Raw genomic sequence first — 10,534 nt, forward strand, 5'->3', positions numbered from 1 at the left:
TTTTTACTTTGAAGACTGCATATATAGTTTTGCATATTCTTTAGCAGATTTTAACCAACTTGAATCTTTTCTAATTGCATTCCTTCTGACTGATTTCCAATGTTTTTTATTCTCATAAATACTCAATCCACGTTCAATTGTGTGAAGCATATCGTGAGCATTAAAGTTAGTAAAAGTAAATCCATTTCCACTCTTCGTCTCTTCATTATATGACTGGACAGTATCATTTAGCCCCCCAGTCTCCCTTACGATTGGAACACACCCGTATTTCATCGCAATAAGCTGACCTAGTCCACATGGCTCAAATAGTGAAGGCATAAGGAATAAATCTGCACCTGCATAAATCTGGTGAGCAAAGCGTTCATCAAATCCAATGTAAGCTCTAACTTTATCGTAGTAGTTATGCTCCATTGCTTTAAAAAAGTTTTCGAATTCTTCATCGCCAGATCCTAAAATTACTACTTGGACATTATGATCCATAATTTGAGGGAAAACGTGTTGAATAAGATCAATACCTTTTTGACTTGTTAATCGGGAAACCATTGCAATAATAGGAATATTCTCATCAATTTTTAATTCAAGTGACTCCTGCAATTTCAATTTATTTTCTGTCTTATTTTCGATTGTAAATTCATCGTAATTAGAGTGTATTTTCCGATCAGTAGCTGGATTATAAATTGTTTCATCAATTCCGTTTACAATCCCAAAAAGTTTGTGATCTTGCTCACGTAATAGTCCATCTAATTGCTCTCCAAAAAATTCATGCTTAATTTCTTCTTTATATGTTGGACTAACAGTTGTTACGAAATCACTTGAAATGATTCCGGCTTTCATAAAGTTGATACAATCGTAAAATTTTAAATAGTCATCGCGAAAATATTGTTCATCAATTCCTAACATATCGTCCATTACTTCTTTTGAAAATACGCCTTGGAATTGAAGGTTATGGATTGTAAATACAGATTTTATTTTTGGATTAATATCTTTTAATGCGCCATACTCTTTCATGAAAAATGGGATCATTGCAGTATGCCAGTCATGACAGTGAATGACATCAGGTTTAAAGCCTAATTCTTTAATACACTCAATTGCAGCTAGTGAAAAGAATGCAAAACGCTCTCCATCATCAAAATGACCATACAACTTATCACGATTAAAATAGTACTCGTTATCGATAAAATAATAAGTTGTTCCTTCTACTTTCAATTCAAATAAACCACAATACTGTTTTCTCCAGCCTAGATTTATAGATAGCTCTTTTACTAGCTTAGCTTCATCTCTATATTTAGCGGGAATTAACGAGTAGAATGGAAGCATTACTCTTACATTCGTATTTAGTTTATTTAAATACTTAGGGAGAGCGCCTGCAACATCTGCAAGCCCTCCCGATTTAACAAAAGGTACACATTCTGAAACAATATATAAAACATTTACCACTGAATCAACGCTCCTTGGACTGAACCTTTTTGAAGCACTACTGGCTCACTTAAGCTTCCTTTTATTTCAACACCATCTTCTATTCGAACATCTTTATCTAATATAACGCCATCTAATATACAATTATCTCCAATGTTTGATTTTTGCATAACAACACAATTTCGAATAATTGTATTTTTTCCAATTTTCACAGCTCTTGAAATAATACTATTTTCAACCGTTCCCTCAATTTCACATCCATTAGCTACAATTGAATTTTTTACAATTGCTTCTTTTGAATATTTTGTTGGTGGCTCATCTTTAACCTTAGTAAAGACAGGATAAGATTTTAAGAATAATTGATTCCATATCTCAGGATTTAATAATTTCATACTTTGCTCGAAATAATCCTCAATTGTTTGAATGATTGAAACTTGTTGAGGTATTTCATACGCACTTAGTTCAACCTCATTATTTTGATCGCGTACAACGTCCATAATTGTTTCATAGCCTTTTTCGTGGAAGTTTTCAAAAAGCTTTAACAATAACTCTTTTTCAAGGATATAGATATTTAAAGATTTACCGAACTGCTTTAGCTCAGTAATTTGTGCATTTGTTTCGATATGTCTCTTTAAAACTGGTCTAAAATCCACAGAGCAAATCGTATAAGTATTTGCTACTACTACATACTTTTGAGTAGAGCGTTGTAAAAATTGAATATGCTTTTCGATGAAATCGAATGTACCAAAAGCTCCATCAGTTGGTTCTGGCGTAAAAATAAATAATCCATCCTTTTTACGATTTAAGTCCCAATGTTTACCGGAGCCTAAGTGATCAATAATTGATCGATAAGGTTGATCAGGAAATACAGCAACACTCGTAATACCAGAGTTCACCATATTACTTAACATAAAATCGATCAAACGATATCGACCTGCATAAGGAAGTGTTGCTAATGGTCGATGCTGTGTTAACGGCTTTAAAGATTCAAAATGTGTTGACGCCTCAATTATTCCTAGCATAGTATGTTTCATCAAATAACCCTCTCAATCTATTTTTCTATTTGAGGAATGAGCCACCTCTTATTCTTCGCTTGTTACTAGAATTACCTCTTCATAATCTTTCTCTGGACCTAACAGGCTTCCATCAGGAATAACCATTCCAGGAGCTACTACAGCACTCTCAATTCGAACATCTTTTCCAATAACACAACCTGGCATAACGACAGAATCTTTTATCATACTGCCTTCTCCGATTGTTACACCTTGGAATAATACAGAATGTGATATATATCCTTCAACAACACATCCCTCATTAATTAGAGAGTCTTCAACGATTGCTGTAGGTGCAATATATTGTGGGGGTTGATTTGGATTAACTGAATATATGCGCCAATCTCGGTCATAAATATTTAGTTCACTATCTTCATTTAACAAATCCATATTTGCTTCCCATAAGCTTTTTACTGTACCAACATCTTTCCAATAACCTTTGAAAGGATATGCAACTACTTTTTTCTTTTCTTCTAATAAAAGCGGAATAACATCTTTACCAAAGTCATTACTTGATTCTGGATTACGATCATCCATCTCTAAAAACTCTTTTAATACATTCCATTTAAAAATATAAATTCCCATTGATGCTAAATTACTCTTCGGATATTGAGGTTTTTCTTCAAATTCTATAATATCCATTTCATCATTTGTATTCATAATTCCGAAACGGCTAGCTTCATCAATCGGAACTTCGATAACTGAAATCGATACATCTGCCTCTTTTTCAATGTGATAGTCTAGCATTTTACTATAATCCATCTTATAAATATGATCACCTGAAAGAATCAAAACAAATTCAGGCTGATATTGCTTTATATAATTTAAGTTTTGATAAATTGCACTTGCAGTACCTGTATACCATTTAACTCCAGATGCTTCTGAATATGGTGGTAAAACAGTTACCCCACCATTTAAGCGATCTAAATCCCATGCACTTCCTATACCAATATATGAGTTTAGTACTAGTGGCTGATATTGAGTTAGCACCCCAACAGTATCAATACCTGAATTTGTGCAATTACTTAAAGTAAAATCTATTATTCGATATTTACCTCCGAAAGCTACGGCTGGTTTTGCTAGTTCTTTTGTTAAAGAACTTAATCTACTCCCTTTTCCCCCTGCTAGTAACATTGCTACGCATTTTTTCTGAACCATTGCTGCTAATCCCCTTTCGCATTTTAACTGGACGAATGATTGTAAAACTAAAGGCAGGTAATGCTATTTCAATACTGTATGGTAAACCATGGTATGGTATTTCTTCTGATTCAATGGCAGAACGATTTATTTTACTATCTCCACCAAATTGTACATAGTCACTTGAGAGCAATTCTTTATATCGATGCTTTGCAGGTACTCCAATTCGATATGTGTCATAAGAAATTTCTCTAAAATTACAGATTACGATGACATAATCCTCTTTGTTTTTTCCTTTACGGATAAATGAAAATACACTTTGATCTGCATTATTTGCATCAATCCATGAAAATCCATCCCAATGATTATCAACTTCATAAAGTGATTTATTTTTTTTATAAATCGATAATAATTCTTTGAAATATTTGTTCATTTTGGAATGATATTCATAATCTTTAATCATCCAATCTACTTGCTCTAAATCCTTCCACTCATCAAATTGCCCAAATTCACTACCCATAAATAGGAGCTTCTTACCTGGATGAGATAAATAATAACCAAATAGTACTCTTAATTGAGCAAACTTTTCCTCATATGTACCTGGCATTTTATTTAACAAAGATTTCTTACCATGTACTACTTCATCATGTGAAAAAGGTAAAACAAAATTTTCTGAGAAGGCATATAAAAACGAGAAAGTCATCTTATTATGATGATGCTTTCTTTCCGTTGGGTGAGTCTCCATATAAGTCAAAACATCATTCATCCAACCCATATTCCACTTAAAATTAAAACCTAATCCACCTTCGTATGTAGGTGCAGTAACTAATGGCCAATCAGTAGAATCTTCTGCAATCATTAATACTTGCGGATCATGTTCAAATACCGCTTCATTTAATTTTCTTAAAAACTGAGTTGCAAAAGGATTCTCTTCATTTCTATTTTTCCAATATAATATATTTGCAACAGCATCTACCCTGAAACCATCAATATGAAAATACTCCATCCAATATAAGGCGTTTGAAATAAGGAATGATTTTACTTCTGGTTTTGATAAATCAAAATTCGCTGTTCCCCATACTTCATTTTCTCTAGCATCATAACCTTCATATTCATATGTCGGTTCACCATCAAACATGTATAATCCATGAGAATCCTTACAAAAGTGACCAGGCACCCAATCCATAATGACTCCTAATCCGTTCTGGTGACATTCGTCTATAAAGCTCATTAGTTCATGAGGATTTCCATATCGACTAGTAGTAGAAAAATATCCTACTCCTTGATACCCCCAAGAACGATCATATGGATGTTCGACTAATGGTAAGATTTCAATATGTGTAAAACCATGATCTTTTACATATGGAATTAGTTCTGTCGCTAATTCTGCATAAGTGTAGAAATCACCGTTTTTCTTCTTTTTCCAAGACCCTAAATGTACTTCATAAATTAAAACAGGTTCTTCATAAACAGACTTTTTAAATTTCTGCTTACGATATTTTGCATCTTTCCATTTATACCCAGAAAGATCATAAACGATCGAAGCTGTGCTTGGTCTTAGTTCACTATAGAAAGCAAAAGGATCACTTTTTAATAAAACTTCACCACGTTTGGTCGAAATTTCATATTTGTATATCGTCCCATGACCAATTTCGGGGATATATATCGTCCAAATCCCTTGATCGTTCAACTTTTCCATTTTATGTTCAGAACCATTCCAAGTATTAAAGTCCCCAACAACTGAGACACCTTTCGCATGTGGAGCCCACACTGTAAAAGTAGTTCCAACTTTATTCCCTTTTTTTACAACATGTGCCCCAAAGCATTCATGGCTATGGAATAAACTTCCCTCATGGAATAAATGCACATCAAACTCAGTTGGCCGTGTCAAAAGCAACATCCTCACCTCATTACAATCTCTTAAATTCTTCTATCTCTTAATATTCTACAAATATATCTATTCACCTTGTTTTTATGCAAAAAAAATTCAAAAACTTTTTTCGTAAAATGAATAACCATTCATGAAACCGTTGTCATTATTGCGTTTGTCGTAAAAATGTCGAATTTGTCGAACGAATATTGATGTATATTTATACACTGTATTTCGAAATTCCCTTGTAACAATTTGTAAATTTTTGATTTTTCATAAAATTTCATACATATTTCACACTTTTATAACATATAAACTTTATTTTTAAAAAGAATTGTAGAAAATTGTCGGATTATGGGGGAGAGTTTTTTTTGAAAAATATTTAGAAATCATTAGCAAATTATTTGGAAATTTAGATGAAAAATAAAAAAATCTTTAAACCGAATTCAATTTATTTGGTAATATCGAAGAGCATGCAACAATGCATATTGATCAAAAAAGTGAATTTAAATTACCTGACTTACATTTTAGGCAATTCAACAAAAATTATTGAGATTCATATAGATTCGCTTCAAAGTTACTAAAGCTTGGGTATATTTACCTACTTAGGTAGGTCCTATTATTAACTCAATAAAATAACAATCGTAATATAGTAAAAAGGATCTTCGTTTTTACGAAAATCCTTTTTTGTCTTATTATTTAAAAGCTTATTAGGCTTGCATTCGCTTATTTGATGTTATTACACGTAAACGAATATCTGAAATCAGGAAAACGCCACATAAAATGACAAGAAAACCAAACAACATCCCTAATGTAATATGTTCTTTCAAAATAAGAATACCCCATATTATTCCAAACACTGGAATTAAAAAAGTAACACTTAATGTTTTGGTAGGACCAACACTTTCGATAAGATAAAAATACAATAAATATGCTATAGCAGTACAAAATAATGCTAATCCTAGAACTGCCAGTATCGCAACTCCTGATACGTTATCTGTAGACTCAGTGAAATTTAAAAATGTAAAAGGTAAAAGTAAAATTGCAGCACCAATTTGTTGACCAGCTGCAAGTGAAAGTGGTGGTACTAAGGCAAATGCCTTCTTTGCATAAACACCCGCAATTCCATATGAAATAGTCGATAAAACTGCTAGTCCAATTGCTATTTTAACATCATAAGTAAAGGGAATTGAACTCCATCCTACTAACAAGATCACTCCTATTACTCCCACTATTATTCCAGTTAACTTGCGAATACTCAACCTTTCTTTCGTCCATAAAAAAACAACCAGAGCTGTAAATAATGGCGTCAAAGAGTTTAGAATTGACGACATTGAGGCTGGCAAATATAATGCTGATGTAGCAATTAATGTAAATGGAATTGCTCCATTTAATCCCCCTATTATTAAATATTGTCTCCATCTCTCTTTAAAGTGTAAAGACTTTTTAGTAATAACCAAATATAGCACCAGAGCAAACGCAGCAATTGTAACTCTTCCCTCTATTGTTAAAATCGGTCCAAAAACAGGTGAAGCAATCCGAATAAATAAAAATGAAGCTCCCCATAATGCAGCTAGACTCAATAAAGCTATTCCATCTTTTAACTTCATTTATTCAGCCCCTTTCTGAATGTAGTTGGAGTGTAATTAAAATGATGACGAAACATGCTTGAAAAATGTGCAGAACCTTTAAAACCAAGATTATGAGCTATTTCAGTTATGGTTTTCTCAGTATCTCGTAATAATCTCAAAGCTTCAATCATTCTTAACCTAGTTGCGTATTCTAACGGAGATAAACCTGTGGATTTTTTAAATAATCTTTGCAAATGAAATTTACTTACTCCAACTTCAATTGCTAACCGATCCAGTGTTAAACTATTTCGATATTCTTTTTCAATAAAATGTTTGGCAGATAAAATAATATCCTCCTCATTTGAGTGAAGTAAATCAGGACGACATCTTTTACATGGACGGTACCCATCTTTAATTGCCAAAGAAAATGACGGATAATATGACACATTTTCTTTTAATGGGGTTCTTGACTTACAAGAAGGTTTACAACAGATTCCAGTGGACTTAACTGCATAAATAAACACTCCATCGTAGTTTTCATCGCATGATTCAACTGCATCCCACATGACCTGATTATTTAATCCGTTCATTTAATCACCTCATCTTTAGCTATTCACATTTTAACACTAAGATCATGCGCTTGCTTTCAATTTCTTGCTTTCTAATTTCTTTGGTCTTGTAATATTTATTATTTGAAGAACACTTTAAAAAAATGGATTTAAACCACATTTTAACTAAAGGGTGAGGATAAAATGATGTTGGAATTTAAAATGAGTGAAAAAGACTTTAAGTTTTGATAATGAAGAATATTGATCCGAATGAAGATTAATGGAAAAGGAGAAGGGCGAGATTGTGGAGAACTAAGACTGAGATGTGCTGTTTCCATTACTTTATTTGTAAATAGACAGAAGCCATATTGAATCTATGAGAGTTAACTCTCTGTAAATCCTAAAACGTACAAAGAATACTCTAATATAATGAAGAAAAGACGTATTCAATTAAAGCCCTTTCACTAAAATCATAAAAAAGACAAATAAAAAACTCAGTTACCTGTGTTATCACAAATAACTGAGCTTTAGTTATGACCCGTACGGGACTCGAACCCGTGTTACCGCCGTGAAAGGGCGGTGTCTTAACCGCTTGACCAACGGGCCAAAAAAAAATATGGCAGAGAAGAAGGGATTCGAACCCTCGCACCGGTTACCCGATCTACACCCTTAGCAGGGGCGCCCCTTGAGCCACTTGGGTACTTCTCTATCATATGGCTCCGCAGGTAGGATTCGAACCTACGACCACTCGGTTAACAGCCGAGTGCTCTACCACTGAGCTACTGCGGAAAAATTAATTTTAAATTTAATGGTGGGCCTAAATGGACTCGAACCATCGACCTCACGCTTATCAGGCGTGCGCTCTAACCAGCTGAGCTATAGGCCCATTAAATTTTATAAAAAAGCGGGTGATGGGAATCGAACCCACGACCGAAGCTTGGAAGGCTTCTATTTTACCATTAAACTACACCCGCATAATATGGGGCGACCGATGGGAATCGAACCCACGAGTGTCGGAACCACAATCCGATGCGTTAACCACTTCGCCACGACCGCCATAAAGAGTGCCGACTAGAGGACTTGAACCCCCAACCTACTGATTACAAGTCAGTTGCTCTACCAATTGAGCTAAGTCGGCATATTATTAACTTAACTAAATCAATTAGTTTTATTACTTATATAATTTGCTCTACTATAATAATCATTTTTAATTTAAGATGGTGGCTCGGGACGGAATCGAACCGCCGACACGAGGATTTTCAGTCCTCTGCTCTACCGACTGAGCTACCGAGCCATCTTAAATGGCGGTCCCGACCGGGATCGAACCGGCGATCTCCTGCGTGACAGGCAGGCATGTTAACCGCTACACCACGGGACCATTTTGGTTGCGGGGACAGGATTTGAACCTGCGACCTTCGGGTTATGAGCCCGACGAGCTACCAGACTGCTCCACCCCGCGATAATGAGGATACTATTTAATATAGTTCCATGAAAGTTATATGAAATTTAATAAAAATGGAGGAGTAAGAGGGATTCGAACCCCCGCGGGCTGTTACACCCCTGTCGGTTTTCAAGACCGATCCCTTCAGCCAGACTTGGGTATTACTCCATTATAAGTGGTGGACCTTGTAGGACTCGAACCTACGACCGGACGGTTATGAGCCGTCTGCTCTAACCAGCTGAGCTAAAGGTCCTTAAATAAGTAGCGGCGGAGGGAGTCGAACCCACGACCTCACGGGTATGAACCGTACGCTCTAGCCAGCTGAGCTACACCGCCATAATAAGTTAATTTAAGTTTCTTTAAGTGGAGCCTAGCGGGATCGAACCGCTGACCTCCTGCGTGCAAGGCAGGCGCTCTCCCAGCTGAGCTAAGGCCCCATGTTTTAAATGGTCGGGAAGACAGGATTTGAACCTGCGACCCCCTGGTCCCAAACCAGGTGCTCTACCAAGCTGAGCCACTTCCCGTTCAGAATAACAGGTGAAATAATATGGCGCGCCCGAAAGGACTCGAACCCATAACCTTTTGATCCGTAGTCAAACGCTCTATCCAATTGAGCTACGGGCGCATATTATAAATGGTACCGAGGGCCGGACTCGAACCGGCACGGGGTCAACCCCCGCAGGATTTTAAGTCCTGTGTGTCTGCCATTCCACCACCCCGGCAGCATATGTGGAGCGGAAGACGGGGCTCGAACCCGCGACCCCAACCTTGGCAAGGTTGTATTCTACCACTGAACTACTTCCGCGTATACTGCTTTAACTTATAAATTTAAATGGTGCGGGTGAAGGGACTCGAACCCCCACACCGAAGTACTAGATCCTAAGTCTAGCGCGTCTGCCAATTCCGCCACACCCGCAATATTCTCTTTTGAGAAAATGGTGAGCCATGAAGGATTCGAACCTTCGACCCTCTGATTAAAAGTCAGATGCTCTACCTACTGAGCTAATGGCTCAAAAGAGTGCCGACTAGAGGACTTGAACCCCCAACCTACTGATTACAAGTCAGTTGCTCTACCAATTGAGCTAAGTCGGCATATGGTGGAGGATGACGGGCTCGAACCGCCGACCCCCTGCTTGTAAGGCAGGTGCTCTCCCAGCTGAGCTAATCCTCCATCAAACCAAGCGACGTTCTACTCTCACAGGGGGAAACCCCCAACTACCATCGACGCTGAAGAGCTTAACTGCCGTGTTCGGTATGGGAACGGGTGTGACCTCTTCGCTATCATCACTTGATTCATTTTCTTTAGGACACTAATTATTATATCAAATTTCATTTAAAAGTCAATAACTTTTTTGAAGTTTTTTTATAATAATTTTTGTACCTTCAAAACTAGATAATGTCATCATCAAACTTGTTAGTTAAGTCCTCGACCGATTAGTATCAGTCAGCTCCACGTGTCACCACGCTTCCACCTCTGACCTATCAACCTGATCGTCTCT

Annotated in this window: 6 protein-coding genes, 22 tRNA genes and 2 rRNA genes; all 30 read right to left on the bottom strand. The window is 36.3% G+C overall.

Annotation, left to right across the window (positions count from 1 at the left end):
* Nucleotides 1-3: 3 nt before the first annotated feature.
* On the bottom strand, nucleotides 4-1,437 hold the full coding sequence (gene glgA / locus ACFVRR_RS11410; protein ID WP_387328316.1) for a glycogen synthase GlgA: 1,434 nt from the start codon (nucleotides 1,435-1,437) through the stop codon (nucleotides 4-6).
* A complete protein-coding gene (locus ACFVRR_RS11415; RefSeq protein ID WP_097979327.1) occupies nucleotides 1,431-2,450 on the bottom strand; it encodes a GlgC family sugar phosphate nucleotidyltransferase in 1,020 nt (339 codons plus the stop codon). Before ACFVRR_RS11415 ends, glgA begins: the two co-directional genes overlap by 7 nt.
* A 48-nt stretch (nucleotides 2,451-2,498) precedes the next feature.
* A complete protein-coding gene (locus tag ACFVRR_RS11420; RefSeq protein WP_387328319.1) occupies nucleotides 2,499-3,626 on the bottom strand; it encodes a glucose-1-phosphate adenylyltransferase in 1,128 nt (375 codons plus the stop codon).
* Nucleotides 3,574-5,505: a 1,4-alpha-glucan branching protein GlgB gene (gene glgB, locus ACFVRR_RS11425; protein ID WP_387328322.1), complete on the bottom strand. Its 1,932-nt coding sequence runs from the start codon at nucleotides 5,503-5,505 to the stop codon at nucleotides 3,574-3,576. Before glgB ends, ACFVRR_RS11420 begins: the two co-directional genes overlap by 53 nt.
* 680 nt (nucleotides 5,506-6,185) lie before the next feature.
* Nucleotides 6,186-7,085, bottom strand: coding sequence for a DMT family transporter (locus tag ACFVRR_RS11430; protein WP_387328325.1), 900 nt, complete (start codon nucleotides 7,083-7,085; stop codon nucleotides 6,186-6,188).
* Nucleotides 7,082-7,636 carry a bifunctional transcriptional activator/DNA repair enzyme AdaA gene (locus tag ACFVRR_RS11435; RefSeq protein ID WP_097979329.1) on the bottom strand — a complete coding sequence of 185 codons (555 nt, stop codon included), beginning with the start codon at nucleotides 7,634-7,636 and terminating at the stop codon, nucleotides 7,082-7,084. Before ACFVRR_RS11435 ends, ACFVRR_RS11430 begins: the two co-directional genes overlap by 4 nt.
* Before the next feature lie 492 nt (nucleotides 7,637-8,128).
* A tRNA-Glu gene (locus ACFVRR_RS11440) sits at nucleotides 8,129-8,200 on the bottom strand.
* Nucleotides 8,201-8,211: 11 nt separating this feature from the next.
* Nucleotides 8,212-8,302, bottom strand: a tRNA-Ser gene (locus ACFVRR_RS11445).
* Between the two features lie 6 nt (nucleotides 8,303-8,308).
* Nucleotides 8,309-8,383: transfer RNA gene (locus ACFVRR_RS11450), tRNA-Asn, on the bottom strand.
* 20 nt (nucleotides 8,384-8,403) lie between these two features.
* Nucleotides 8,404-8,480: transfer RNA gene (locus tag ACFVRR_RS11455), tRNA-Ile, on the bottom strand.
* Between the two features lie 17 nt (nucleotides 8,481-8,497).
* Nucleotides 8,498-8,568, bottom strand: a tRNA-Gly gene (locus ACFVRR_RS11460).
* 6 nt (nucleotides 8,569-8,574) lie between these two features.
* Nucleotides 8,575-8,650 (bottom strand) — tRNA-His (locus ACFVRR_RS11465).
* 9 nt (nucleotides 8,651-8,659) lie between these two features.
* A tRNA-Thr gene (locus ACFVRR_RS11470) sits at nucleotides 8,660-8,732 on the bottom strand.
* 80 nt (nucleotides 8,733-8,812) lie between these two features.
* Nucleotides 8,813-8,888 (bottom strand) — tRNA-Phe (locus tag ACFVRR_RS11475).
* Between the two features lie 8 nt (nucleotides 8,889-8,896).
* A tRNA-Asp gene (locus ACFVRR_RS11480) sits at nucleotides 8,897-8,972 on the bottom strand.
* Between the two features lie 4 nt (nucleotides 8,973-8,976).
* Nucleotides 8,977-9,053, bottom strand: a tRNA-Met gene (locus tag ACFVRR_RS11485).
* A gap of 57 nt (nucleotides 9,054-9,110) precedes the next feature.
* Nucleotides 9,111-9,203, bottom strand: a tRNA-Ser gene (locus ACFVRR_RS11490).
* Nucleotides 9,204-9,211: 8 nt separating this feature from the next.
* Nucleotides 9,212-9,288, bottom strand: a tRNA-Ile gene (locus ACFVRR_RS11495).
* Nucleotides 9,289-9,297: 9 nt separating this feature from the next.
* Nucleotides 9,298-9,371: transfer RNA gene (locus ACFVRR_RS11500), tRNA-Met, on the bottom strand.
* A 28-nt stretch (nucleotides 9,372-9,399) separates the two neighbouring features.
* Nucleotides 9,400-9,472, bottom strand: a tRNA-Ala gene (locus ACFVRR_RS11505).
* A 10-nt stretch (nucleotides 9,473-9,482) separates the two neighbouring features.
* Nucleotides 9,483-9,559, bottom strand: a tRNA-Pro gene (locus tag ACFVRR_RS11510).
* A gap of 24 nt (nucleotides 9,560-9,583) precedes the next feature.
* Nucleotides 9,584-9,660, bottom strand: a tRNA-Arg gene (locus ACFVRR_RS11515).
* 10 nt (nucleotides 9,661-9,670) lie between these two features.
* Nucleotides 9,671-9,757: transfer RNA gene (locus tag ACFVRR_RS11520), tRNA-Leu, on the bottom strand.
* 8 nt (nucleotides 9,758-9,765) lie between these two features.
* A tRNA-Gly gene (locus ACFVRR_RS11525) sits at nucleotides 9,766-9,840 on the bottom strand.
* Between the two features lie 28 nt (nucleotides 9,841-9,868).
* Nucleotides 9,869-9,951 (bottom strand) — tRNA-Leu (locus ACFVRR_RS11530).
* A 20-nt stretch (nucleotides 9,952-9,971) separates the two neighbouring features.
* A tRNA-Lys gene (locus ACFVRR_RS11535) sits at nucleotides 9,972-10,047 on the bottom strand.
* Between the two features lie 7 nt (nucleotides 10,048-10,054).
* A tRNA-Thr gene (locus tag ACFVRR_RS11540) sits at nucleotides 10,055-10,127 on the bottom strand.
* A gap of 3 nt (nucleotides 10,128-10,130) precedes the next feature.
* Nucleotides 10,131-10,206 (bottom strand) — tRNA-Val (locus ACFVRR_RS11545).
* Between the two features lie 5 nt (nucleotides 10,207-10,211).
* Nucleotides 10,212-10,327: ribosomal RNA gene (gene rrf / locus ACFVRR_RS11550) — 5S ribosomal RNA — on the bottom strand.
* A 122-nt stretch (nucleotides 10,328-10,449) separates the two neighbouring features.
* Nucleotides 10,450-10,534: ribosomal RNA gene (locus tag ACFVRR_RS11555) — 23S ribosomal RNA — on the bottom strand; the annotation flags it as partial.

It is taken from the genome of Gottfriedia sp. NPDC057948 (assembly GCF_042887255.1).
In the GTDB taxonomy this organism is placed as follows: domain Bacteria; phylum Bacillota; class Bacilli; order Bacillales; family Bacillaceae_G; genus Gottfriedia.

Excerpts from the sequence above, each read along its gene's own strand:
- ACFVRR_RS11415 (WP_097979327.1), bottom strand. The coding sequence starts at position 2,450 with ATGAAACATACTATGCTAGGAATAATTGAGGCGTCAACACATTTTGAA.
- ACFVRR_RS11420 (WP_387328319.1), bottom strand. The coding sequence starts at position 3,626 with ATGGTTCAGAAAAAATGCGTAGCAATGTTACTAGCAGGGGGAAAAGGG.
- glgB (WP_387328322.1), bottom strand. The coding sequence starts at position 5,505 with ATGTTGCTTTTGACACGGCCAACTGAGTTTGATGTGCATTTATTCCAT.
- ACFVRR_RS11430 (WP_387328325.1), bottom strand. The coding sequence starts at position 7,085 with ATGAAGTTAAAAGATGGAATAGCTTTATTGAGTCTAGCTGCATTATGG.
- ACFVRR_RS11435 (WP_097979329.1), bottom strand. The coding sequence starts at position 7,636 with ATGAACGGATTAAATAATCAGGTCATGTGGGATGCAGTTGAATCATGC.